This is a genomic window from Ancalomicrobiaceae bacterium S20, from assembly GCA_040269895.1.
GTDB lineage: Bacteria > Pseudomonadota > Alphaproteobacteria > Rhizobiales > Ancalomicrobiaceae > Methyloraptor > Methyloraptor flagellatus.
Map to the genome: position 1 here is coordinate 4,538,840 of CP158568.1, position 24,665 is coordinate 4,563,504.

Genomic DNA, 24,665 nt, shown 5'->3' on the forward strand with positions numbered 1-24,665 from the left:
GAGGGGCGTCAGGGGAGCGGCGCGGTCGGCCGGTCAGGCGGGTTCGGCGACGGCGACCCGGCCGTCGGCGACGTGGGCGACGCGGTCGCAGCGCGCGGCGAGCGCCGGATCATGGGTGACCAGCACCAGCGTGGTGCCGCGCTTGCGCTGCTGCTCGAAGATCAGGTCGGCGATCTGCTTGCCGGTCGCCTGATCGAGATTGCCGGTCGGCTCGTCGGCGACCAGGATCGTCGGGTCGGTCGCGAGTGCGCGGGCGATGGCGACGCGCTGCTGCTCGCCGCCGGACATTTCGGAGGGATAGTGGTTCACCCGGGCGCCGAGGCCGACGGCGGTCAGCTCGGCGCGGGCGCGCTCGAAGGCGTCGCGGCGGCCCGCCAGTTCGAGCGGCACCGCGACATTCTCGAAGCGCGGTCATGGTCGGCACCAGATGGAACGACTGGAACACGATGCCGACCGAACGGCCGCGGAACAGCGCCCGGCCGTCCTCGTCGAGCGGGGTCAGATCCTGATCCGCGACGACCACCCGACCGCGATCGGGCCGCTCCAGCCCGGCGAGCACCATCAGGAGCGTCGACTTGCCGGAGCCGGACGGGCCGACCACGCCGATCGACTGGCCGGTCGCGACCTTGAGGCTCGCGCCGCGCAGGATGTCGACGCGGACGGCGCCCTGGCCGAGGCTGAGGTGGACGTCGTCGAGGTCGATCGCGAGCGGGGCGGCGGCTGTTGAGGGCAAGGGGCACCTGCTTGTGTGGATCCGAACGGCGGGGCGGGGCATTAGGGACCGGGCATTAGCATCGAAGACACACGGCGGCATCATGGCAGCCGGCGTCGGTCGATGCGGCGGCGCCCGGCCGTCGGCCTTGCTCCGGCCGCATCCGATGCTCACATGGTGCGGCACCCGGTTCCGATCCAGTCCGGTTTCGGTTCGGCCCGTTTCCAAACAGCCAGGTTCGATTTCAGACGGAGATCATCGTGACGCCCGACGCGCCCCTCTTCCCGTCCCGCCGCATCGTTCTGGCGAGCCTCGCCGGTCTTGTCGGGGCTGCGGTCGTGAGCCGTGGCGCAAGGGCGGCGGGCCGACCGGTCAAGCTCGTCGCCTTCGGCGACAGCCTGACCGCCGGTTACGGCCTGCCCGACCCCGACGGCTTCACGAGCCGGCTCGAGGCGGCCTTGCGGGCGAAGGGGCATGCGGTCGAGGTCGTCAATGCCGGCGTCTCGGGCGATACGACCGACATGGGCCTCGCACGGCTCGACTGGTCGGTCCCGGACGACGCCGACGCGGTGATCGTCGAACTCGGCGCCAACGATGCGCTGCGCGGCCTGCCGCCGGCGGCGGCGCGGGACAATATGGATGCGATCGTCGGCCGGCTCCGGGCGAAGAAGCTGCCCGTGCTGGTCGCCGGCATGTATGCGCCGCGCAATCTGGGCGAGCCCTATGCCAAGGCCTTCGATCCGCTGTTCGCGGCCATTGCCGAGAAGCACGGGGCACTGCTCTACCCGTTCTTCCTTGACGGCGTCGCCGGTGACCGCACGCTCAACCAGCCTGACGGCATCCATCCGAACGCGGCCGGCGTGAAGATCATCGTCGAGCGCATCCTGCCGAAGGTCGAGGAGCTGCTGGGCCAGGTGAAAGCGAAGGCCGGGTGATCGAGCAAGGCTTAAGCGGCGCAAACGGCCCCGTGTGATCGGGCGCCGCGCCCGCCATCACTTCTTGCCGTCGTAACGCTCCTTCGCCTCCGACGCAGCCCAGGCGGCGCGGGCCTGGTTGTCGGGCAGGATGCCCTGGACGCGGCAGAACCAGGCGAAGCTGACCGGGTCGAAGCGGATGCGCATCACGCGGACGCCTTCCGACTGCGCCTTGGCTTCGATCGCACGGGCCTCGTGCAGCCATTCGTCATAGGTGTCGAACAGGTCCTGCGGGTCGATCATCATCGCGCGCGCGGCCACGTACTGGTCGCGCTTGAACCAGCAGAAGCCGTAGACCTTCATCGGGGGCGCCTCGGCCTTGGCCGCGCCTGCATTCGCCATTGTCGTTCTCCTGAGACGATCGAGGCCGCGCGTGGGGCGCGCGCGCACGGCCTCGACGGCCGATCGGTCCGGATCGGATCAGATCGTCTGGTTGTAGGCGCCGACTTCCGGGTTTTCGCGCAGCACCGCGTCGACACCCTTGAACATCTCGTGCAGGCGCGCCTCGGAGACCGGGCTCTCGACCACGACGACGAGCTCCGGCTTGTTCGACGAGGCGCGGACGAGGCCCCAGGTGCCGTCGGCGGTGACGATGCGCACGCCGTTGACGGTGACGAGGTCGGTGATCGGCTGGCCGCCGACACTGCCGCCCTCGGCCTTGAGCTTCTCGAACCGGGCGACGACGCGCTTGACGACCTCGTACTTCACCTCGTCGGCGCAATGCGGCGACATGGTCGGCGAACCCCAGGTCTTCGGCAGCGCGTTCTTGAGGTCGGCCATCGACTTGTCCGGGTTGCGGTCGAGCATGTCGATGATCGCGATCGCCGAGACGAGGCCGTCGTCGTAGCCACGGCCGACGGGGGCGTTGAAGAAGTAGTGGCCGGACTTCTCGAAGCCGGCGACGGCGCCGAGCTGGTTGACGCGCCGCTTGATGTAGGAGTGGCCGGTCTTCCAGTAGTCGGCGTGGACGCCGTTGGCCTTCAGGACCGGGTCGGAGGCGAACAGGCCGGTCGACTTGACGTCGACGACGAAGGTCGCGTTCGGCACCAGCTTCGACAGGTCGCGGGCGAGCATGACGCCGACCTTGTCGGCAAAGATCTCGTCGCCGGTGTTGTCGATCACGCCGCAGCGGTCGCCGTCGCCGTCGAAGCCGAGGCCGATGTCCGCGCCGGTCTCCAGGACCTTGTCGCGGATCGCATGCAGCATCTCGAGGTCTTCGGGGTTCGGATTGTAGCGCGGGAAGGTGTGGTCGAGCTCGACGTCGAGCGGCACGACCTCGCAGCCGAGCGCCTCGATGACCTGGGGCGAGAAGGCGCCGGCCGTGCCGTTGCCGCAGGCGACCACGACCTTGAGCTTGCGCTTGATCTTCGGGCGGTTGGTGAGATCCGCCATGTAGCGCTCGGCGAAGCCGTTCTCGAACACGTAGGAGCCGCCGCCGATCAGGTCGAAATTCGCGCCGAGCACGATCTCCTTCAGCCGGCTCATCTCGTCCGGGCCGAAGGTCAGCGGGCGGTTGGCGCCCATCTTGACGCCGGTCCAGCCGTTCTCGTTGTGCGAGGCGGTGACCATCGCCACGGCCGGCACGTCGAGGGCGAACTGGCCGAAATAGGCCATCGGCGTGACCGCGAGGCCGATGTCGTGCACGCGCACGCCGGCGGCCATCAGGCCGGAGACCAGCGCCATCTTGATCGAGGCCGAGTAGCCGCGGAAATCATGGCCGGTGACGATCTCGCGCTTGACGCCCATCTCGCCGAGCAGCGTGCCGAGGCCCATGCCGAGCGCCTGCACGCCCATCAGGTTGATTTCCTTGCCGAACAGCCAGCGCGCATCGTACTCGCGGAAGCCGGTCGCCTTGACCATCGGCTCCGACTCGTAGGCGTAGGTGTTCGGTACGAGCTGCGGCTTCGGCTTCGGGAACATGGGAAATCCTGACCTTGGAAAGAGAAAGCGATTGAAGTCGTATCGGTGGGCGCCGCTCGCCGAGCGGCTTGGTGTCTGACCGGCCCCGTCACCGCGCCGACGAGGATTGCGGCCGAATGTCCCGTTTTGGGGGGCGCCGTCAAGGGGGGACGGCGTTCCGACGGGGCGGCGGCGCAAGATCGGACGGCACAGACGGCTCCCAGGCGCCATCGGGCGATAGATGCGCGTTCGGACCGGTCAGGAGCCATTGGTCGCCGGTGATTGCGGCACCGGCGTGGAGAATGCGCTTCGCGCCCTTGTCGTCGAGCCGTTCGGCGATCGTTATCTGACCCTCGCCGGCCGGCCGGAGCGCGAGACGGCACGCGAAGGGCGAGACGGGCAAGGATGGCCGAGGCGGGCGGCCGAGCGCGCCCTCGGCCTCGCCGCGGCCGATCAGCGGCAACCCATCGATGAGCGGCAGGTGCCAGCGGTCGCGGCGCAGCGGGCGCGGTGCGGCCGGCTGGATTGCGAGGTCTTCGCTTCCGACCGGTTCGGCGATCGCGCCGCCTGCGGTCCAGACCGCGAGGGCTGCGACGAGCGTATCGAGGGCGCTCGCGCCGGGTGGCAGAGCGAGACGGTCGCCATCCGCGAGATCGAGGCCGGTGGCGAGCGCATGGCCGAGGGCGAGCACCCGGCGATGGGAGATCCGGACCGCGGCCGGTGCTTCGACCGGGCCACAGGGGACGACGAGCGCGGTGGTGTCGGGGCGGAGCGGTCGGCGATCGAGGCGTTCGAGCGGCGTCTCGGAGAAGCCCGCGAGCGCCTCGTCGATGCGCATGTAGGCGAGGTGCGGCGTGCCGTCGACCCAGACCTGCGCCGGCGATCGGAGATGAGGCACGGCGGCCTCGAACCCGTCGAGCCAGGCGGGCGCGAGCAGCACATGCGGTGCGGCGAGCGCGGTCAGCCAGCGGCCGAGCGCGTCCGGCGTTGCGGTTTCCGGCACCGGCGCGGCCGCGGCGCCGGCCATGGCGAGGCCGAGGAGCGCGGCGGTTCTCTGCGGACCGGCCGGCATGACGACGGCCACGCGCGCGCCGCGCCGACCCTGGTCGGCGGCCGCGCCGGCGACGATGGCGAAGCGGGCATAGCGATGGGCGAGCCCGGCGATGTCGGCGAGCGTCCAGACCGGCGCATGAGCCTCGGCGTCGCCCACGATCCAGGCCGGCGCTTCCGGTCGCTCGGCCGCAAGCGCCTCGATCTCCTCGCGCAACGTGCGCGTCCGATCGGCGAGGACCGGCCGGATCGCCGCTGCCATCCGGCGGCGCATCCGGAACGCGCGCCATTCGCGCGCGAGCCGGGTCGGGAGGGATGAGCCAGTGGACGGACCGGCGCGTGGCAGGCTGATCGGTGGCAGGGGCGATCCTCTGCGGAAGGGTCCTTACGGCCGGATCGGCCGGGCGGCTTGCCGATCTCGGGGATAGCTGGCAGGGGAGGGGCCGACAAGAGGCCGCCGACCATGCAAGACGCGACGAACGACGCTCCGCCGCCCCGCGAACTCGACCTGCGCGGGCTGAAATGCCCGTTGCCGGTGCTGCGCGCCCGCAAGGCCTTGGCCGGGATGCTGCCGGGCGAGCGGCTGGTGGTCGAGGCGACCGATCCGATGGCGGCGATCGACATCCCGCACATGTGCCACGAGGACGGCCACGAACTGCTGTCGCAGACACGCGCGGAGCGCGTGCTGCGCTTCGAGATCGCGGCCGGTCCGGCGCGAGACCCAGAGGGCGCCGCCTCGGCCGATTGAGGCGGGTCTCAGCCGAACGTGCCGGAGAAACCCGAGATCCGCAGCGGATTGTCGACCATCGCGGCGGTATCCGGCGTGTCGGGCGCCAGCGCGCCGACGAAGGCGTCGAACATGCGCTTCACGAAGCCCTCGTCGAGATCCTTGGTGATGAAGACCAGCCGCGTGCGGTGGTCCTCGTCCGGCCAGCCGGCGAGCTGCGCCGGCGGATGCATCACATGCTGGACCAGATGCAGCACCAGCGGCCGCTCGGGATCTTCCAGGAGCTTCACCACGCCCTTCATGCGCAGGAGCTTCGGGCCGTGCGCGGAGCGGAGCAGGTCGAGGAACAGGTCCAGCGCTCCGGTCGCCACCGGTTGATCCGTGGTCAGGCAGAAGGCGCGGATGCGCTGATCGTGCCGGTTCGGATCGTGGTGGTGATGGTCGTGATCGTGGTCATGATCATGATGGTCGTGGTCGTGATGGTGGTCATGGTCATGATCGTCGTGCACATGCGTGCCGGCGAGATGACCGCCGCCGGAGAGACGCGCCTCCAGCCGCCGGCGCTCGCTCTCGCGGTCACGATAGGCTTCTTCCGCCAGCCAGCGCTTGACGTCGGCCGACTTGGCGTCGGCGTTCCAGAGACCGGCCTCGATCAGCGCGGTCGCGGTTGCCTCGCCCCTGGCGGCGTCGAGGATCGGCGCGGCCGGATTGAGGATCTTCAGCCGGGTGGCGAGCACGACGAGCCTGGCCCGGTCGGTGTCGGGGACGAGATCGGTCTTGGTCAGCACGATGCGGTCGGCGACCGCGGCCTGCTTGACCGCCTCCTCCTGCGCGTCGAGCGTCGCCATGCCGTTGACGGCGTCGACCAGCGTGACGACGCCGTCGAGCCGGTAGCGCTGCAGCAGGTAGGGGTGGCGCATGATCGTGTGCAGGATCGGCGCGGGATCGGCGAGGCCGGTCGTCTCGATCACCACGCGGTTCAGGGCGTCGATCCGGCCGTTGTCCCGCGCGCGCAGGAGATCCTCGAGTGTGCGCACAAGGTCGCCGCGGATCGTGCAGCACAGGCAGCCGGAGGAGAGCTCGACGATACCGTCGTCGGCCTTTTCGACCAGCACGTGGTCGACGCCGACCTCGCCGAACTCGTTGATGATCACGGCGGTGCCGGCGAGCGCCGGATCCTTGAGCAGCCGGTTCAACAGCGTGGTCTTGCCGGCGCCGAGGAAGCCGGTGAGGACGGTCAGCGGGATCGGCGCGGGCGGTATCGTGGGCGGGGCGCGGTCGGACACGGGTGGTTCTCCGGAATTGGGCCGTGCCCCATGACGGCCGGTGAGGACGGCATCGCAGCCGTCGGATGGTTCGCTGCCGCCGAGCGCCGGCTTTTCGGCGTCGCTCGGGTGTCGGCCCAGTCGCTGGCGCTCAGTCGCTGGCGCTCAGCCGTCGGTGTTCTTGCGCTGCCGCTTGTGCGGCGTGGCGAGCGACTTGGCCGGGGCCGCGGCGAGATCGGACGGCTTCGGCCGCGGGATCGGCAGGCCCTCGGCGATCGGCTGTGCGGCCTGTGTCGGCGTGGCCGCGGCGGGGGCGCCGCCGAGCTCGGTGATCCGCAGCGGCCGGCCGTCCGAGGGCGGCAGGCTCGCCGCGACGCCGGCGCTCGAATTGTTGTTCACGACCGGGATGCTGGCGCCCTCCGGGGTCGACTGGAACAGCGAGAAGGCGCGCGCGGCGACGCTGCCGCGACCGGGATCGATCTCGGGAGTCTCGCCGGGCCGGATCGCGCCGGCGGCCGGCGCGGCTTCGGTGGCGGCGGCGACGGAGTTGCGCGGCTGGGCCTGGCCGGAAAGTGCCTGGCCCGGAAGGCCGGGCACCGGCGCGGTCGGCGCCATGGCGAGCGCGGTGGTCGGCTGGTTCGGCAACGGGTCCGCGCCGCCGGTCCAGACCTGAACGACCGGGCCGATATTGAACGGGGCGGTCAGGTAGGACACGCGCGTCGGCGTCGTGCGCCCGGCCTGGCCGGGACGGACGATGTCGCCCTGCTTGGCGCCGGCGCGGGCCTCGACGCGCAGCACGGGATCCTCGCCGATATCCTCGACGTCCGGCGTCTTCTTGCGCTTCTTGCCGCAGATCTCTTCCTTGATGTCCTTGACCGGCTGGCCGGCCTCGGGGCCGCGCGGCATCCGATCGATGGTCTCGCCGTCGGCCAGACCGCCGAAGAGCCCGCCGCCGGTCGGCTTGTCGAAGGCCTGCGTGAAGAGCTGCGCGGCGAGTTCCGCGCGCGCTCTCGCCGAGGGCGAGCCGAGCACCACGCCGACCAGCTTGCGGTCGCCGCGCGTGACGGTGGCAACGACGTTGAAGCCCGACGAGCAGATGAAGCCGGTCTTCATGCCGTCCGTGCCGGGGAAGCGGTCGAGCAGGTGATTGTGGTTCTTGATGATCTCGTTGCCGATCTGGATGCCGGGGATGCGGTAGAGATCGGTGCGCTCGGGGAAGTCGCGCAACAGCGCGCGGGCGAGCACGCCGAGGTCGCGCGCGGTGGTCCACTGGTTCGGGTCCGGCAGGCCGTTCGGGTTGTTCCAACGCGTCGCCGACATGCCGAGCCGGCGCGCGGTGGCGTTCATCTCGGCGACGAAAGCCTCCTTGGAGCCGGAGACCGATTCACCGAGCGCCCAGGCCATGTCGTTCGCCGACTTGACCATGATCATCTTGAGCGCGTTCTCGATCGTCACCACCGTGCCGACCGGAAAGCCCATCTTGCTCGGCGGCAGCTTGGCGGCCACCGCCGACATCACCACCGGCGAGGTCGGCCGGATCCGGCCCGCGCGCATCGCCTGCAGCGTGACGTAGGTCGTCATCAGCTTGGTGATCGAGGCCGGATACCAGGCCTGATCGGCATTGTGCTTCGACAGCACCTCGCCGGAGCGGACGTCGAAGATCAGGTAGGCACCCGCGCCCGGGGCCGCGCCGGCCGGCGCGCTCGCGAGCGGCAGCAGGGTGGCCAACGCCGCCAGCGTCATCGTTGCGCGGCGCGCGAACCGGAGTGCCGTACGGCCGATCGGCGACGTGGGCGCAGGGTCCGGGAGGTTGGCCGGACGGGCGACAGAGAGGCGGGTGGCAGAGAGGCGGGCGGCAGTGGACCGGGCGCGCTGCGACGGCTTGATCACGATCTCGATGTCTCCCGCAGGTGCCGCGGATGGCCCGGTGGTGTCCGAGCCTCTTCAGATAACCGATTTGCCCGGTTTCGTCCAAGTGGCGGCACGATCGGCGCAAGCCCTGGTCTGCGCAACGACGGCTCCGGCCACGCCGGCATCGCTGCTCAGAAAATGGGCATTCGCCCTCTCGTCAGAACGGAGAGCGGCGGCGAAGATCACCATGAAACGGTCGACATTGCGGCGAACCGATTTGGCCCCCGTCTTGCTCCGTACTGATCCGGGGATAACGGGCCGTGTCGGCGGCCGCCGATCGCGCCGCGTGGATGCGGTCGAGCGGAGCCGGGCAGTATCAGGGGCGAGGATGGATCTGGGCATCGCAGACGTCGGGAGCGCGAAGGTCGGGAGCGCGAGCGTGGGCGTAGGGGGCGTGGGCCGGGCCGGCTTCGGGTGCGCCACGCGGCTCGAACGCGCACGCGGCACCGCCGAGGTCGCCTTCGCGGTCCGCGACGGCGCGACCCGCGCGCGCCGTCTCTATCAGGAGGGGCAGGCCAAGATCCGCATGCCGCGCACCCATGAGACCTCGCCGACCGCCGTCTTTCTGAATACGGCCGGCGGCATCGCCGGTGGCGACGCGCTCGCCTTCTCGGCGATCTGGGACGACGGCGCGGCGGCCACAGTCACTTCGCAGGCGGCCGAACGGGTCTATCGCGCGACCGGAGCGGCCGAGACCGGCCGGATCGACAATCGTATCGTCGTCGGTGCCGGCGCCTCGGCCGAATGGCTGCCGCAGGAGACGATCCTGTTCGACGGCGCGCGGCTCGACCGGCGTCTCTCCGTCGACATGGCCGCCGACGCGCGGCTCCTGATGGTGGAGACGGTGTTCCTCGGCCGCGCCGCGATGGGCGAGCGGGTCGAGCGCTGCTTTCTCGCCGACCGGTTCGAGATCCGCCGCGCCGGCCGGCTCGTCTATGCCGACGTGCTCCGGCTCGACGGCGATGCGGCCGCGATCCTCGCCGGCCCCGCGACCGGCGGCGGCGCGATCGCGACCTCGACAGTGCTCCTGATCGCGCCGGATGCCGAGAGCCGCCTCGACGCGTGCCGCGAAATCGTCGAGAGTTTCGAAACGGAAGCCGGCGTCAGCGCCTGGGGCGGCCTGCTCGCCGTCCGCCTCGTGTCGGCTTCCGCCCGGACGCTCCGGGCCGAGCTCGCGACGCTGCTCGAAGCTCTGCGCGGCCGGCCGCTGCCGCGACCCTGGTTCTGTTGACGATCCCGCCGCCCGGTTCCGACCGCCACTCCCTCCGCTTCCCCGATAGACGAAAGTTCCGAGAGATCCGATGAACCTGACGCCCCGAGAGAAGGACAAGCTGCTCATCGCCATGGCCGCGATCGTCGCGCGCAAGCGGCTCGAGCGCGGCGTGAAGCTCAACCACCCGGAAGCGATCGCGCTGATCTCCGACTTCGTCATGGAAGGCGCGCGCGACGGCCGCTCGGTCGCCGAGCTGATGGAGGCCGGTGCCCATGTCGTGACCCGCGATCAGGTGATGCCGGGCATCGCCGAGATGATCCACGATGTCCAGGTCGAGGCGACCTTTCCGGACGGCGTGAAACTCGTCACCGTCCATGAGCCGATCCGCTGAACGAAGCTTCGGAGCCCTTCCCATGATCCCTGGTGAAATCATTCCGGCCGAAGGCGAGATCGAGCTCAACGCCGGCCTGCCGACCGTCACGCTCGATGTCGCCAACACCGGCGACCGGCCGATCCAGGTCGGCTCGCACTACCATTTCTTCGAGACCAACCCGGGCCTGTCGTTCGACCGTGCCCAGGCCCGCGGCATGCGGCTCGACATCCCGGCCGGCACGGCGGTGCGCTTCGAGCCCGGTCAGACCCGCAGCGTCACGCTGGTGCCGTTCGGCGGCAAGCGCGAGGTCTACGGGTTCCGGCAGGCGGTGATGGGGAAACTGTGATCCGCCGCCGTTTGGTTTCCTGCTTCATTTCCATCTTCTTCCGGGGCTAGCCTCACCATGTCCACCAAGATCTCCCGCGCCGCCTATGCCGACATGTTCGGGCCGACCGTCGGCGACAAGGTGCGGCTTGCCGACACCGATCTGATCATCGAGGTCGAGAAGGATTTCACCACCTACGGCGAGGAGGTGAAGTTCGGCGGCGGCAAGGTCATCCGCGACGGCATGGGCCAGGCGCAGACGACCCGCGCCGAGGGCGCGGTCGACACGGTCATCACCAACGTGCTGATCGTCGACCATTGGGGGATCGTGAAGGCCGACGTCGGCCTCAAGGACGGCAAGATCGTCGGCATCGGCAAGGCCGGCAATCCGGACGTCCAGCCGGGCGTCGACATCATCGTCGGGCCGGGCACCGAGGCGATCGCCGGCGAGGGCAAGATCCTGACCGCCGGCGCGCTCGACACCCATATCCACTACATCTGCCCGCAGCAGATCGACGAGGCGCTCTATTCCGGCGTCACGACCATGCTCGGCGGCGGCACCGGCCCGGCGACCGGCACGGCGGCGACCACCTGCACGCCCGGCCCGTGGCATCTGAAGCGCATGCTGCAGGCGGCGGAAGCCTTCCCGATGAACCTTGCCTTTGCCGGCAAAGGAAACGCCGCGCTGCCGGCCGCTCTCGCCGAGCAGGTGCTCGCGGGCGCCTGCGCGCTGAAGCTCCACGAGGACTGGGGCACGACGCCGGCGACGATCGACAACTGTCTGGCGGTAGCCGACGACTATGACGTGCAGGTGATGATCCACACCGACACGCTGAACGAGTCGGGCTTCGTCGAGGATACGATCGCCGCCTTCAAGGGCCGCACGATCCACGCCTATCACACCGAGGGCGCGGGCGGCGGCCATGCGCCTGACATCATCAAGGTCGCCGGTCTCGCCAACGTCATCCCGTCGTCGACCAACCCGACCCGGCCCTATACGCGCAACACGCTCGACGAGCATCTCGACATGCTCATGGTCTGCCACCACCTCGACCCGTCGATCCCCGAGGACGTCGCCTTCGCCGAGAGCCGCATCCGGCGCGAGACGATCGCGGCCGAGGATATCCTGCACGACATGGGCGCCTTCTCGGTCGTGTCGTCGGACAGCCAGGCGATGGGCCGCGTCGGCGAGGTGCTGATCCGCACCTTCCAGACGGCGCACAAGATGCGCCAGCAGCGCGGCCGGCTGCCGGAGGAGACCGGCGACAACGACAATTTCCGCGTCCGTCGCTACATGGCCAAGGTCACGATCAATCCGGCGATCGCCCATGGCCTGTCGAAGTATGTCGGCTCGGTCGAGGTCGGCAAGTTCGCCGACCTCGTGCTGTGGTCGCCGGCCTTCTTCGGCATCAAGCCGGATCTGGTCTTGAAGCTCGGCACGATCGCGGCCGCGCCGATGGGCGATCCGAACGCCTCGATCCCGACGCCGCAGCCGGTGCACTACCGGCCGATGTTCGGCGCCTTCGGCAAGGCCTTGTCGCAGTCGGCGATCACCTTCGTCTCGAAGGCGGCCTACGAGGCCGGCATCGCCGAGAAGCTCGGCCTCGACAAGGTCGTGCTGCCGGTCGAGAACACGCGCGGCGGCATCGGCAAGAAGGCGATGATCCTCAACGACGCGACGCCGGACATCGAGGTCGACCCGGAGACCTACGAAGTCCGCGCCAACGGCGAGCTGCTCACCTGCGAACCGGCGACCGAACTGCCGATGGCGCAGCGCTACTTCCTGTTCTGATCGCGGAGGTAGATCGACGACGGCGCGGCGGCGCCGTCGGGGCTTCCTGGCCGGCGACGGCGCGAGCTGCACGGTCGTCGCAGAGCAGGTCCCGCCGGCTCGGATGGCTCCGGGCGGCATCGACGATTCCGGACCCGCACCGGCTTCTCTATAACGGGCGCTCCGCTGCCGGCCGTTCCGGCGGCGCGTCACCGCCGGTTCGCCCTTGCATTCGCCCGTCTCCCTCGCGCCGCCGCGCTTCCGGACCATCGCCGTCCTGGCCGTGACCCAGCTGATCGCCTGGGGCACCACCTATGAGATGCCGGGCGTGCTCGGCCGGATCATGGCGCGCGACATCGGGGTCGCCAACGAACTGGTCTATTCCGGCCTGACGCTCATGATGCTGACCGCGGCGCTGCTCGGGCCGACGGTCGGGCGGCTGCTGGTGAGCCATGGCGCGGCCAAGGTTCTCGCCGCCGGGTCGCTCGCCTTCGCCGCGGGGCTCGTGCTGCTCGCCGAGAGCCGCGGCATCGTCGTCTTTCTCATCGCCTGGGGTGTGATCGGGGTCGGTGGCGGGCTCGGCCTGTCGACGGCCTGCTATGCCGCGGTGGTTGAGCGGCAGGGCGTCGATGCGCGCCGCACGATCGGACTGCTGATGGTGCTGACCGGCCTTTCGGCGGGCATCTTCTGGCCGATCCTGGCGACCCTCGAACAGGCGATCGGCTGGCGGCACACCTGCCTCGTCGCGGCCCTGCTCAATCTTGCGATCGGCGTTCCGCTCAATCTGTTCGCGCTGCCTCGGCCGCTCGTCTCCGGCAGTCCGGAGGCGCTGGCGACCACGGTGCCGCCGCTCGAGCTGTCTCCGCGGGATCAGTCGATTGTGTTCGCCGTCATCGCGGTGGTGACGACGCTGTGCAGCTTCGTGACCTTCGGTCTGTCGCCGTCGCTGCTCGAGCTGTTCCGGCAGGCCGGGGCGTCGGGCGGGCTGGCGCTGCAACTCGGTTCGGCGCGTTCGGTGCTCGGCATCATGGCGCGCTTCGCCGATGCGATGGTCGGCGCGCGCGGGACGCCGGTCGTGACCGCGACCGCGGGGCTGGCGCTGATCCTGATCGCCTTGCCGTTCCTGGCCATTGCCCGTGGAGAGACCGGGCTGCTCGTCGCCTTCGTGGTGCTCTACGGCTTCGGCGCCGGCATCACCACGGTCGCCCGCTCGGTACTGCCCCTGTCGTTCTTCTCGGCCGGGGAATACGGCTGGCGCGCGAGCCGCCTGTCGCTGCCGCAGAACCTCGCCAATGCGCTGGCGCCGGTGATCGTCACGGCGCTGCTCGATCGCGGCGGGCTCGGCAGCGTGCTTGCTGTGATCACGGTGCTGATCGTGATCGCGCTCGGTGGCTTTCTCTGGCTCCGGCGGATCGAGAAGACCCGCCGCCCAGGTGCCGTCACGGCCAGCTGAGCGCGCGGATCAGGCGGCCTTCACGGCCGCCAGGGCTGGATCTTGTCGGCCGGCACGTCGAGATCGAGCTCGGCGTCGGCGTTGTCGATCGCGCGCAGCAGGGCCTTGAGCACCTTGTCGGTGTTCTCGCGGGTCGCCGAGGAAAGCACGATCGGCGTCTTGCGGGCGGCCTTCTTCAGCGCGGCGAGCTTCTCGACGCGCTCCTCCTCGCTCAGCGTATCGGCCTTCGACAGCGCGACGATCTCGGGCTTCTCGTCGAGGCCGTTGCCGTAGAGCTTCAGCTCCTTGCGCACGACCTTGTAGGTCTTGCCGACGTCGGCCTCGTTGGCGTCGACCAGATGCAGCAGCACGCGGCAGCGCTCGACATGGCCGAGGAAGCGGTCGCCGAGGCCGTGGCCCTCGTGGGCGCCCTCGATCAGGCCGGGAATGTCGGCGAGTACGAACTCGCGCGTGTCGACGCGCACGACGCCGAGGCCGGGGTGCAGCGTCGTGAAGGGATAGTCGGCGATCTTCGGTTTGGCCGAAGTCACGGTCGCCAGGAACGTCGACTTGCCGGCGTTCGGCAGGCCGACGAGGCCGGCGTCGGCGATCAGCTTCAGGCGCAGCCAGAGCCAGCGCTCGCGGCCTTCGAGGCCGGGATTGGCACGGCGCGGCGCCTGGTTGGTCGGCGATTTGAAGTGGGCGTTGCCGAAGCCGCCGTTGCCGCCCTCGGCGAGCAGCACGCGCTGGCCGATCTCGGTCATGTCGGCGACCAGCGTCTCGCCGTCCTCTTCGAGGATCTCGGTGCCGACCGGCACTTTCAGCACGATGTCGGCGGCCTTGCCGCCGGCGCGCTGGCGGCCCATGCCGTGGCCGCCGGCCTTGGCCTTGAAGTGCTGCTGGTAGCGATAGTCGACCAGCGTGTTGAGACCGTCGACGCATTCGGCCCAGACATCGCCACCGCGACCGCCGTCGCCGCCATCCGGGCCGCCGAACTCGATGAATTTCTCGCGCCGGAACGAGACGCACCCCGCGCCGCCATCGCCGGAGCGGATGTAGATCTTGGCCTGGTCGAGAAATCGCATCGTGTGGGTCTCAGAGTTTTCGGCTCGCGACGAGCCGGGTATCGATATGAAGCACGCTCTCGCCGCGCGCAATGGAATGCACCATGTGCCGACCGACGATCTCGAAGCCGAGGCGCTTCTGGATCGCCAGCGACGCCTCGTTGCCGACGAAGACCCCGGAACGGATCTCCGCCAGCCCCATCGCGCCGAAACCATGGGCGACCACGGCCGTGGCCGCCTCGGTCATCAGCCCGCGGCCCCAATGAGCACGATCGAGCCAATAGCCGAGCTCGGTGGTGTCGTCGGATTGGCGCAGGCCGATGCCGCCGACGAGCCGGCCGCCGAACAGGATCGCGAAGCCGGGCGATGCCGGTCCCGCCTGCCGCGACGCCTCGACGAAGCCGGTGGCGTCGTCGCGCGTATAGGGATGCGGCACGCGCGCCAGCCAGCGCGCGACCTCGATGTCGCCGAGCGCCCGGGCGAGCGCGTCGGCATCGTCCAGCTCGTAGGGGCGCAGCGTCAGCCGCGCCGTCCGGAGCGTGACGGCCTCGTCCGGCGAGGCCGCCGCGATGGTCGTGCTCGTCATCCGTCGCACCCGACGAGTGCCGGCGGCGTCAGCGTCGGGCCGGCGGTCTCGGTCACGTCGGCGGCGCGCCACAGCCGCAACGACTTCCAGACCGAGCGCTCGAGCCGGAACCGGTCGACCGGCACCATGCCGCGATGGAACAGCGAGGGCCCCATGCCCTGGTCGACATACTGAAAGCCGCACTTCTCCAGCACGCGCCGGGAGGCGCCGTTGGTGACCCGCGCGGCACCGGCGACCGACGGCGCCTCGAAGCGCTCGAAGGCGAGGTCGACCATCGCCTGGGCGGCCTCGGTGGCGAGGCCGCGGCCCCAGAACGGCCGGCCGATCCAATAGCCGATCGAGAACTTCTCACCGTCGCGCGGCATCAGGCTGATCGTGCCGATGAACGCCGGATCCTCGCCCTTCAGATAGACGCCGAAGTTCACGCGGGACGGTGTGATCTCGGTGTTGTCGATGAAGGCGAGCGCGTCGTCGAGCCCATACGGGTGCGGGAGCGTGGAGAGATTCTCCGCGACCGCCGCGTCGTTGGCGAGCGTCGCGACCATCTCGGCATCGTCACGCGTCGGCTGGCGCAGCACCAGCCGGCGTGTCTCGATGACGAGCGTCGCGAGATCGTCAGCCGCGGCGACCGCGGCGGTGGGCAAGATGGGCGGGAAACTGGTCCCGGAAGACTGCGATGTCATGGGGCACTTCTCCGTGCTCTTGAGTTCCGGCCGAAAACGCCGAAAGGGAAGATGGCGCCCCATCTCCCCTTTCTCGCCGGACCCTTTGAGGGCCTGAGAAGTGCGATGATCGGATCATCACCGCCGGGTCGCTGGGACGCCGGCGATGAGATCTTTCATCTTGCCGGCTTACTCCGCTGCCGCCGCCATATTCGGCGCTACGGAGATATACGTACGGCCGTTCGCTTTCGCATCGAAGCGAACACGGCCCTCGACGACGGCAAAAATCGTATGATCCTTGCCGATGCCGACGCCCGCGCCCGGATGCCACTTGGTGCCGCGCTGACGAACGATGATGTTGCCCGGGATGACGGCTTCGCCGCCGAACTTCTTGACGCCGAGGCGACGGCCGTCGGAGTCGCGGCCGTTGCGGGACGAACCGCCTGCCTTCTTATGAGCCATGGAACTGCTCCTTCGAACTCATGGCCCGCGGGCGCGGATCACATCAGGATCCGGCTGGCCGCGCGGGCGCTCTCAAACCTTGTTCGAGGCTAGCTTAGCTTCGAACCGTGCTTCGATCAAACCCCGAGTGCCGCTCAGGCGCGGATCTCGGTGATGCGGACCTTGGTGAGGTCCTGGCGATGGCCTTCCTTGCGGCGCGAGTTCTTGCGGCGGCGCTTCTTGAAGATGATCACCTTCTTCGCCCGGGTCTGCTCGACCACTTCCGCCGAAACCACGGCACCGGCGAGGGTCGGCGCGCCGACCTTCACATCGGCGCCTTCGCCGACCATGAGAACTTCGTCGAAGGAAACCGTCTGGCCGGCCTCGGCCTCGAGCTTCTCGATCGTGATAACCTGCTGGGCGGCAACGCGGTACTGCTTGCCACCGGTCTTGATGACCGCGAACATCGTCTTCTTCCGTTCTTCTCGGATGACGGCACGAGGCTCCCGCCCGGCACCGCCGACCCATACCACGCGCCCTTCGGCGCCGCACGAAACGACCACGCTCCGGATCGCTCCGGAGGGACCTCGACAGCCGCTGGCGGGTGTCGTCGGGCGGGCTTTCGCGGCTGAGACCGGCGATCTGATCCGATCGTCCGGCGCCGCTGCCTCGGACAGCGCAACAAGCCGGGTGCTGGACCCGGCTCTCGCGAATGGTGCGGTTATAAGGAGGATCGGCGCGCTGTCAATCGAAACCGCGCCGGAAGCTCGCGAATTCCGGCCCCGTGCTGCATCGGAGCGATGTGCGGGACGGATCGCGACTGCCGCCGTCCCGTGCCGGGCGGCGGAGCGGGCGCGATGCCGGTCGCCGATCGGGCTTCAGCCCTTGTTGGCGATCGCGTCGAGGCGCTTCTGCATCTCGGCAACCTGCTGCTTCAGCGTGTCGAGCTCGGTGCCGCCGGCGCCTTCCTCGGTCTTCGGGCGGGCGGCCGCGTCGACCCCGGCGCCGAAAGGCGGCAGGAACATCCGCATCGCACGCTCGAACATCTCGGAATTGCGCCGCACCTGTTCTTCCATCGCCTCGAAGGGCGTGGCGCCGAAGGCCTGGCTCATCTGCTCGCGCAGCTTGGTCTGTTCGCGCTTGAAGCTGTCGATCGAGAATTCGAGATAGCTCGGCACCAGATTCTGCATGCTGTCGCCGTAGAAGCGGATCAGCTGGCGCAGAAAGGCGATCGGCAGCAGGTTCTGGCCCTTGTTCTCCTGCTCGAAGATGATCTGCGTCAGCACCGAACGGGTGATCTCGTCGCCGGACTTGGCGTCGAAGACCACGAAGTCCTCTTCGTTCTTGACCATCTCGGCGAGGTCTTCGAGGGTGACGTAGGTCGACGTTCCGGTGTTGTAGAGGCGCCGGTTCGCGTATTTCTTGATGATCGTGGGCTCTTCGGTCTTCGCCATCTTATCCCGATCCTTGCCGCCGCCCGCCGGCTCGGGCTCCAGGGCCATCGAGCCGGGACGGACGCATTTTCTCCCGACGGGGGGAGATTAGGGAGTTTTAGTGGCTGACGACAAATGTTTTTTTGCGGCCGCGAAGGGCTCCGTCACGGTGTCGCATCGACGCCGTATCTACCGTTGCGGAAAGTAATGTCGCGGATATTTGCGTATTTACCTCTCGGAAACGCTGATCTCCGAAAACATAGGCGCGATATAATTAGACATTTGCAATTCCTGCGGCATCGTTCGACAACCAAAGTCGAAGACTAGTCCCTCCGTCGCCGGTTGCAACGCGATGAACGAGTGTCCGAGCCCAGTTCCCAACCGCGCCCCTTGGTGGCGTGCGGCGGCGCGCCTGCGCGGGGTGGTGCGGCGGGCCGCTTCGGACCGGCGGGCCACCGTCTCCGTCATCTTCGCACTCGCGGTCGTGCCGATGACCGTGTCGGTCGGCTGCACCGCCGACTATTTCCTGTTCGTCGGCCAGAAGGCGCGTTTCGACGAAGCTGCGGATTCGGCCTCGCTCGCGGCGGTCAGCCGGACCGCGTTGGCGTTGACCGCCACCGACGCCCAGGCGCTGGCGCTCAAGGTTTTCAAGGCGCAGGCGGCGGCAAATGCGAGCGTGCCGGTCGGAACGGCGACGGCGGTGGTGACCGACACCAACGGCATTCGTTCCGTCACCGTCAGCTACACGGCGACCGGGACGACGAGCTTTCTCGGCATTTTCGGCCTGAAGACGCTCAATCTCGGCGGCTCGGCTGCGGCGACGGGCGCGATGCCGACCTACATCGACTTCTATCTCGCGCTCGACAACACGCCGTCGATGGGCGTGGCGGCGACCACGGCGGACATCTCCAAGATGGAAGGGCTGACCGGCGGTTGCGCCTTCGCCTGCCACATCACCGGTTCGACCAACGACAACTACGCGATCGCCAAGAAGAACAACGTCACGACCCGGATCGACGTGCTCCGGACCGCGACGCAGCAGCTCATGGACACGGCCAAGAGCACGGCGGTGGTGACGGGTCAGTTCCGGATGGGCATCTACACGTTCGGGACGTCGGCGGACACGCTCGGCCTGACCCCGATCTATGCGCTGTCCTCGGATCTCGACAAGGCGAAGACCGCGGCGGCGACGATCGACCTGATGACCATGCCCTATCAGGGCTACAACAACGACATGACCACCGATCTCGACGGCGTCATGGTGCAGGCGAACAAGGCGATCCCGACGCCAGGGTCGGGGGCGTCGAGCTCGGTGACACCGCAGAAGGTGCTGTTCATCGTCTCGGACGGCCTCAACGACCACTACAACAACAGCTGCTCGCAAGCCCCGCTCGGCGGCGGTCGCTGCCAGGAACCGATCACGGTCGCGAACTGCACCACGATCAAGAACCGGGGCATCAAGATCGCGGTGCTCTATACGACCTATCTGCCGCTGCCGTCCAACGACTGGTACAACACCACGGTTGCGCCTTTCGCGTCGAAGATCGGCGCCAACATGCAGTCCTGCGCCTCGCCGGGCCTCTATTTCGAGGTCAGTCCGAGCGGCGGTATCGCGCAGGCGATGAGCGCGCTGTTCCAGAAGGCCGTCCAGGCCGCCCGCCTCACCAGCTGATCCCGGTTTTCGCGCTGAAACGTGCGCGGATCCCCCCTGCGGCAAGCCTGCCGCAGGGGCGTTCGGTCGCGCGCCGTCAGACGGATTGACGAGCCGCAAAGCCACTTGCTCGCATTGACACTAGGGTGTGGCCCGTCTCTATTCGCGCCGAAGAGGACGACCGCGCGCGGGTGCTTGCGACCATCGCGCGATCGATCGGCACCATACTCGTCAGGTGGGCTCGTCCTGTGGCTCGCCCATCCGGCGCACGAACGGGTTCGGAGGAGGAATTCATGGCCAAGGACATCGTCATCGTCGGCGCTGCGCGCACGCCGGTCGGAAGCTTCTCGGGGGCGCTCTCGACCCTGCCGGCCCACCAGCTCGGCGCCGTCGCGGTCAAGGCCGCGCTCGAGCGCGCCAAGGTCGAGGCAGCGGAAGTCGACGAACTGATCTTCGGTCAGGTGCTGACCGCGGCGCAGGGCCAGAACCCCGGCCGCCAGACCGCGATCGCCGCCGGCCTGCCGGAAGGCTCGACCGCGTGGCTCCTGAACCAGGTCTGCGGCTCGGGCCTGCGCACGGTCGCGATCGGCATGCAGCAGATCCTGGCGGGCGACGCGAACATCATCGTGGCCGGCGGCCAGGAGAGCATGTCGCTGTCGACCCACGCCGCGCAGATGCGCACCGGCACCAAGATGGGCAGCGTCGAGTTCATCGACACGATGATCAAGGACGGCCTCTGGGACGCCTTCAACGGCTACCACATGGGCACGACCGCCGAGAACGTCGCCACCAAGTGGCAGATCACCCGTGACGAGCAGGACCAGTTCGCGGTCGCCTCGCAGAACAAGGCCGAGGCCGCGCAGAAGGCCGGTCGCTTCGCCGACGAGATCGCGCCGGTCACCATCAAGGACAAGAAGGGCGACAAGGTCGTCGACCAGGACGAGTACATCCGTCACGGCGCGACGATCGACGCGGTCGCCAAGCTGCGTCCGGCCTTCTCCAAGGACGGCACCGTCACCGCCGGCAACGCCTCGGGCATCAACGACGGCGCCGCGGCGCTCGTGCTGATGACCGACGAGGAGGCGGCCAAGCGCGGCCTGACCCCGCTCGCGCGGATCGCCTCCTGGGCGACCGCTGGCGTCGATCCGGCGATCATGGGCTCGGGCCCGATCCCGGCCTCGCGCAAGGCGCTCGAGAAGGCCGGCTGGAAGGCCGACGACCTCGATCTGATCGAGGCCAACGAGGCTTTCGCGGCGCAGGCGATCGCGGTCAACCGCGACCTCGGCTGGGACACCTCGAAGGTCAACGTCAACGGCGGCGCGATCGCCATCGGCCATCCGATCGGCGCCTCGGGCGCGCGCATCCTCGTCACGCTGCTGCACGAGATGGCGCGTCGCGATGCCAAGAAGGGCCTCGCCACGCTGTGCATCGGCGGCGGCATGGGCATCGCGCTGACCGTCGAGCGCTGAGCGCGGGGCGGACGTCTCATCATCGCGGCGGGAGCGGCAGCGCTCCCCCCGCATCGGGGTGCGCGCGGGTACGTGGGTTACCCGTCGGCGCAACCCGCTAGACCGATCGTCTCGCTCGACATCAACCGTCGGCGTGGCCAAAAGAAGCCATAAAACTCCAGGGAGAACAGTATGAGCAGGGTTGCACTCGTGACGGGCGGCTCGCGCGGTATCGGCGCGGCGATCTCGAAGGCGCTGAAGGCGGCCGGGTACAAGGTGGCGGCGAGCTACGCCGGCAACGACGAGGCCGCGGCCAAGTTCACCGGCGAGACCGGCATCCCGACCTACAAGTGGGACGTCGGTGATTTCGACGCCTGCGCGGCCGGTGTCGCCCGCGTCGAGGCCGAGCTCGGTCCGATCGAGATCCTGGTCAACAATGCCGGCATCACCCGCGACGGCTTCTTCCACAAGATGACCAAGGAGCAGTGGTCGGCGGTCATCCGCACGAACCTCGACTCGCTGTTCAACATGACCCGTCCGGTCATCGAGGGCATGCGCAACCGGGGCTTCGGCCGCATCATCATCATTTCGTCGATCAACGGCCAGAAGGGCCAGGCCGGCCAGGTCAACTACTCGGCCGCCAAGGCCGGCGACCTCGGCTTCGTCAAGGCGCTCGCGCAGGAGAACGCGGCCAAGGGCGTCACCGTCAACGCGATCTGCCCGGGCTATATCGCCACCGACATGGTCAAGGCCGTGCCGGAAGAGGTGCTGAAGGCGAAGATCCTGCCGCAGATCCCGGCCGGCCGCCTCGGCGAACCGGAGGAGATCGCGCGCGGCGTGGTGTTCCTCGCCTCGGACGACGCCGGCTTCGTCACCGGCTCGACGCTGACCATCAACGGCGCGCAGTACGTCGTCTGATCGGGCGCGGGGTCGCGGAACGCCGGATCTCGACCCTCGACGGGGGCGACGACCGGAGCATTTCGCAACGCCGCACCTTGTTCTAAAACTCTCGACGGGGGCCTTCGCGGCCCCCGTCGCCGTTTTCGCCGTCCCGTTCGTCAGCGCCATCGGAGCCCTCATGTCGACGATCCTGCCGCATCTCTCCGCCGGCCCCGAGGGGCGGACCCCGATCGTGTTCCTGCACGGCTTCGCCGGCGATCGGGAGAGCTGGCTCGCCCAGACCATCGCCTTCGAGGCGCGCCGGCGCGTGATCGCCTTCGATCTGCCGGGCCATGGCGCAGCGATCGACTGGCCGGAAATCGGCCATGCCGGGGTCTCGGCCAAGGCCGTCATCGGCTCGCTGTCGGCGATGGGCGTCGGGCGGTTTCATCTGGTCGGCCATTCGATGGGCGGCGCAACCGCGACCATCGTCGCGCTGAAGCTCGCCGAGGCGGACCGGCTGGCGAGCCTGACCTTGGTGGCGCCCGGCGGCTTCGGCGCCGAGATCAACCATCGCCTGCTGCGCCGGTTCGCGACCGCGACCGAGGCGCACGAGATCCAGGCGTTGCTGGAACAGTTCTTCGGCTTCGAACGGCCGATCCCGCGCTCGGTCGCCGAGCGGATGGCGGAGCGGCGGCGCGATCCGCGCGTCACTGCGACGCTCGCCCGTATCGTGGAGTCCATCCTCGACGGCGAACGGCAGAAGAGTTTCGACCTCGGAGCGCTGGCCGGCCTACCACATCCGGTCCGGCTGATCTGGGGCAATCAGGATCGGGTGCTGCCGACCCGGCAGACGCTCGGCGTGCCCGGCACCGTCGGCGTCCATCTGTTCGCGGGCGTCGGTCACATGCCGCACCTCGAAGTGCCGCGCGAGGTGAACCGGATCATCGCCGAAGTCACGGCAGCGGAGTGAAGACCGCAGCGTCAGAGCATCTGGTTAGCCGGCTCATCCGTCCGGCGGCGGGTGATGACACCCGCCGCCGGACGAGGTGATCCCGCGCCGTCAGGGGCGGCGCGGGACCGGACTCACATCTTGCATTCGGCCGCGTAGTTGTCCTTGTATTCGGTGAAGATGGTCTTCACGTAGGACGTCGCGAACTGGCCATCGGGGCGCTTCACCACCTTGGTCAGGTAGAAGTCCTGAATGGGGAAGTGATTGTCGCCGAAGCGGAATTTTCCGCGCGGCGAGGTGAAGGACGCGGTCTTCAGCGCCGCGCGCAGGGCGTTCTTGTCCTTGAGGTCACCGCCGGTCTTCTTCAGCGCCGCGTCGATCATCATCGCCGCGTCATAGGCCTGCACCGCGAAGGTCGCGGGCACGCGGTTGAACTTCTTCTCATAGGCCGTGACGAAGGCCTTGGCGTCGGGCGTGTCGAGATCCGGCGCCCAGTTCGATCCGGCCATGAAGCCGAGGGCGGCGTCGCGCTGCGCCGACAGCGTGGTCTCGTCGACGGTGAAGGCCGACAGGAACGGGATCGTCTCCAGCCCCGCCTGGCGGTACTGCTTGACGAAGTTGACGCCCATGCCGCCGGGCAGGAAGGCATAGACCGCGTCAGGCTTGGCGGCGGCGATCTGCACCAGTTCGGCCGAGTAGTCGAGCTGGCCGAGCGGCACGTAGGTCTCCAGCACCGCCTCGCCCTTGTAGGAGTGCTTGAAGCCGGCGAGCGCGTCCTTGCCGGCCTGGTAGTTCGGCGCGATCAGGACGACGCGCTTGTAGCCCTGCGTCTCGGCATACTTGCCCGAGACCTCGTGGATCTGGTCGTTTTGATAGGACGTCACGAACAGGTTGGCGTTGCAGTCCTTGCCGGCGAGGTTCGAGGTGCCGGCGTTGGTGCTGATCATGAACGTGTCGGCGCCGGTGACCGGCTTCACGATGGCGCCGAGCACGTTGGAGAAGATCGGGCCGATGACGAAGTCGACCTGGTCGCGCTGCAGCATGCGCTTGACCTTGGTCACGCCGACATCGGGCTTCTGCTCGTCGTCCTCGACGATGATCTCGGCGTCGAGGCCGCCGAACTTGTTGCCGAGCTTCTCGGCGGCGAGCAGGAAGCCGTCGCGGGCCTGCTCGCCGAGCACGGCGGCGGGGCCGCTCAGCGTGTAGATTAGGCCGATCTTCACCTTGCGGTCCTGGGCGTCTGCGCCGGTCGCGGCGGCACCGGTCATGAGGGCGCTCGTCGCGAGCAGCGCCAACAGGGCTTTGGTCGTCGTCTTCATCGGATACTCCACCTCGATCGGCAGGATGGGGCGCGTTCGATTCCGGTCGAGGCCGGATCCGACGCCGGGGCGTGTCGGGACGGGCAGTCAGCCTTGCGGCGGCGGCAGGAAGTCGACCTCGTGGAGGCCGGCGAGCCGGACCACCTCGGCCGGGTCGGGCACGCCGTCGATCTTCACGAACAGATCCCACAGCTTGGCGGTCGGCGAGACCCAGAAGATGCACTTCACCGGCTGATCGGACTTGTTGAAGATGCCGTGCGAGACGTTGCGCGGCAGCTTGATCAGCGCGCCGGCCTCGGCGACGACCTCCTTGCCGTCGAGCAGCAGGTCGAAGCGGCCCTCCAGCATGTAGATGAACTCGTCCTGCGTCGTGTGGATGTGGGGCGGCACGAAGGTGCCGGGCGGAAAGGTCGCGTGCCAGGACATCGAGCTGTCGCAGACGTGCTTCGGCACATAGGTCTGGCCGAGGATGTGCCAGACGATGCCGTCGACCGACTGGCCGGGCGCCGTCACGCCGGCTTCGAGAATGGTCATTGTCTTCCCTCCGTTGGATCAAGGCCCGATCGGAGCGCGTGCTCG

General features: G+C 68.9%; 24 protein-coding genes and 1 pseudogene. 11 read left to right on the forward strand and 14 right to left on the reverse strand.

Annotated elements, in window-relative coordinates; genetic code table 11:
- Window positions 1–33: 33 nt before the first annotated feature.
- A pseudogene (locus ABS361_20515) lies at window positions 34–817 on the reverse strand (ATP-binding cassette domain-containing protein).
- A gap of 233 nt (window positions 818–1,050) precedes the next feature.
- On the opposite strand from ABS361_20515, the gene ABS361_20520 reads away from it, so the two are divergent.
- Entirely contained in the window at window positions 1,051–1,647 is a 597-nt protein-coding gene (locus tag ABS361_20520) for an arylesterase (GenBank protein XBY46972.1), read from the forward strand.
- Between the two features lie 57 nt (window positions 1,648–1,704).
- On the opposite strand, the gene ABS361_20525 is transcribed toward ABS361_20520, so the two are convergent.
- The 3 genes from ABS361_20525 to ABS361_20535 form a co-directional block, all read right to left on the reverse strand.
- Window positions 1,705–2,028 (reverse strand): hypothetical protein, encoded by a 324-nt coding sequence (locus ABS361_20525; protein XBY44370.1) that lies wholly within the window; start codon window positions 2,026–2,028, stop codon window positions 1,705–1,707.
- A gap of 78 nt (window positions 2,029–2,106) precedes the next feature.
- Window positions 2,107–3,606 (reverse strand): phosphomannomutase/phosphoglucomutase, encoded by a 1,500-nt coding sequence (locus ABS361_20530; GenBank protein ID XBY44371.1) that lies wholly within the window; start codon window positions 3,604–3,606, stop codon window positions 2,107–2,109.
- A gap of 139 nt (window positions 3,607–3,745) precedes the next feature.
- On the reverse strand, window positions 3,746–4,897 hold the full coding sequence (locus tag ABS361_20535; protein ID XBY44372.1) for a hypothetical protein: 1,152 nt from the start codon (window positions 4,895–4,897) through the stop codon (window positions 3,746–3,748).
- Window positions 4,898–5,098: 201 nt separating this feature from the next.
- On the opposite strand from ABS361_20535, the gene ABS361_20540 reads away from it, so the two are divergent.
- Entirely contained in the window at window positions 5,099–5,383 is a 285-nt protein-coding gene (locus tag ABS361_20540; protein ID XBY44373.1) for a sulfurtransferase TusA family protein, read from the forward strand.
- A gap of 8 nt (window positions 5,384–5,391) precedes the next feature.
- On the opposite strand, the gene ABS361_20545 is transcribed toward ABS361_20540, so the two are convergent.
- Window positions 5,392–6,648 carry a GTP-binding protein gene (locus tag ABS361_20545; protein ID XBY44374.1) on the reverse strand — a complete coding sequence of 419 codons (1,257 nt, stop codon included), beginning with the start codon at window positions 6,646–6,648 and terminating at the stop codon, window positions 5,392–5,394.
- Between the two features lie 144 nt (window positions 6,649–6,792).
- Window positions 6,793–8,355, reverse strand: coding sequence for a D-alanyl-D-alanine carboxypeptidase family protein (locus tag ABS361_20550; protein XBY44375.1), 1,563 nt, complete (start codon window positions 8,353–8,355; stop codon window positions 6,793–6,795).
- Between the two features lie 562 nt (window positions 8,356–8,917).
- Between ABS361_20550 and ABS361_20555 the strand changes: the two genes are divergently transcribed.
- The 5 genes from ABS361_20555 (at window position 8,918) to ABS361_20575 (ending at window position 13,672) form a co-directional block, all read left to right on the forward strand.
- Window positions 8,918–9,769: an urease accessory protein UreD gene (locus ABS361_20555; GenBank protein XBY44376.1), complete on the forward strand. Its 852-nt coding sequence runs from the start codon at window positions 8,918–8,920 to the stop codon at window positions 9,767–9,769.
- Between the two features lie 70 nt (window positions 9,770–9,839).
- Window positions 9,840–10,142, forward strand: coding sequence for an urease subunit gamma (locus ABS361_20560; protein ID XBY44377.1), 303 nt, complete (start codon window positions 9,840–9,842; stop codon window positions 10,140–10,142).
- Window positions 10,143–10,164: 22 nt separating this feature from the next.
- Entirely contained in the window at window positions 10,165–10,470 is a 306-nt protein-coding gene (locus tag ABS361_20565; GenBank protein ID XBY44378.1) for an urease subunit beta, read from the forward strand.
- Window positions 10,471–10,527: 57 nt separating this feature from the next.
- A complete protein-coding gene (ureC, locus tag ABS361_20570; protein ID XBY44379.1) occupies window positions 10,528–12,240 on the forward strand; it encodes an urease subunit alpha in 1,713 nt (570 codons plus the stop codon).
- A 205-nt stretch (window positions 12,241–12,445) separates the two neighbouring features.
- Complete coding sequence (locus ABS361_20575; GenBank protein XBY44380.1) at window positions 12,446–13,672, forward strand: MFS transporter; 1,227 nt, start codon at window positions 12,446–12,448, stop codon at window positions 13,670–13,672.
- Window positions 13,673–13,692: 20 nt separating this feature from the next.
- On the opposite strand, the gene obgE is transcribed toward ABS361_20575, so the two are convergent.
- The 6 genes from obgE to phaR form a co-directional block, all read right to left on the reverse strand.
- Entirely contained in the window at window positions 13,693–14,736 is a 1,044-nt protein-coding gene (gene obgE / locus ABS361_20580) for a GTPase ObgE (protein ID XBY44381.1), read from the reverse strand.
- 10 nt (window positions 14,737–14,746) lie between these two features.
- Entirely contained in the window at window positions 14,747–15,301 is a 555-nt protein-coding gene (locus tag ABS361_20585; GenBank protein XBY44382.1) for a GNAT family N-acetyltransferase, read from the reverse strand.
- Window positions 15,298–15,984, reverse strand: a complete 687-nt coding sequence (locus tag ABS361_20590; GenBank protein XBY44383.1) for a GNAT family N-acetyltransferase — start codon at window positions 15,982–15,984, stop codon at window positions 15,298–15,300. The genes ABS361_20585 and ABS361_20590 overlap by 4 nt, the downstream gene beginning before the upstream one ends.
- A 168-nt stretch (window positions 15,985–16,152) precedes the next feature.
- Complete coding sequence (rpmA, locus tag ABS361_20595) at window positions 16,153–16,425, reverse strand: 50S ribosomal protein L27 (GenBank protein ID XBY44384.1); 273 nt, start codon at window positions 16,423–16,425, stop codon at window positions 16,153–16,155.
- Between the two features lie 134 nt (window positions 16,426–16,559).
- Window positions 16,560–16,871: a 50S ribosomal protein L21 gene (gene rplU, locus ABS361_20600; protein ID XBY44385.1), complete on the reverse strand. Its 312-nt coding sequence runs from the start codon at window positions 16,869–16,871 to the stop codon at window positions 16,560–16,562.
- 411 nt (window positions 16,872–17,282) lie between these two features.
- Entirely contained in the window at window positions 17,283–17,858 is a 576-nt protein-coding gene (phaR, locus tag ABS361_20605; GenBank protein ID XBY44386.1) for a polyhydroxyalkanoate synthesis repressor PhaR, read from the reverse strand.
- 331 nt (window positions 17,859–18,189) lie between these two features.
- On the opposite strand from phaR, the gene ABS361_20610 reads away from it, so the two are divergent.
- The 4 genes from ABS361_20610 to ABS361_20625 all read left to right on the forward strand — a co-directional run bounded on the left by ABS361_20610 (window position 18,190) and on the right by ABS361_20625 (window position 22,788).
- Window positions 18,190–19,509: a pilus assembly protein gene (locus tag ABS361_20610; protein XBY44387.1), complete on the forward strand. Its 1,320-nt coding sequence runs from the start codon at window positions 18,190–18,192 to the stop codon at window positions 19,507–19,509.
- A 272-nt stretch (window positions 19,510–19,781) separates the two neighbouring features.
- On the forward strand, window positions 19,782–20,957 hold the full coding sequence (locus tag ABS361_20615) for an acetyl-CoA C-acetyltransferase (GenBank protein XBY44388.1): 1,176 nt from the start codon (window positions 19,782–19,784) through the stop codon (window positions 20,955–20,957).
- Window positions 20,958–21,128: 171 nt separating this feature from the next.
- On the forward strand, window positions 21,129–21,854 hold the full coding sequence (gene phbB, locus ABS361_20620) for an acetoacetyl-CoA reductase (protein XBY44389.1): 726 nt from the start codon (window positions 21,129–21,131) through the stop codon (window positions 21,852–21,854).
- Window positions 21,855–22,014: 160 nt separating this feature from the next.
- Window positions 22,015–22,788, forward strand: coding sequence for an alpha/beta fold hydrolase (locus tag ABS361_20625; protein XBY44390.1), 774 nt, complete (start codon window positions 22,015–22,017; stop codon window positions 22,786–22,788).
- Window positions 22,789–22,901: 113 nt separating this feature from the next.
- Here ABS361_20625 and ABS361_20630 read toward each other — a convergent pair whose 3' ends face one another.
- Both ABS361_20630 and ABS361_20635 read right to left on the reverse strand, forming a co-directional pair.
- Complete coding sequence (locus ABS361_20630; protein XBY44391.1) at window positions 22,902–24,086, reverse strand: ABC transporter substrate-binding protein; 1,185 nt, start codon at window positions 24,084–24,086, stop codon at window positions 22,902–22,904.
- 87 nt (window positions 24,087–24,173) lie between these two features.
- On the reverse strand, window positions 24,174–24,620 hold the full coding sequence (locus ABS361_20635) for a cupin domain-containing protein (protein ID XBY44392.1): 447 nt from the start codon (window positions 24,618–24,620) through the stop codon (window positions 24,174–24,176).
- Window positions 24,621–24,665: the final 45 nt, after the last annotated feature.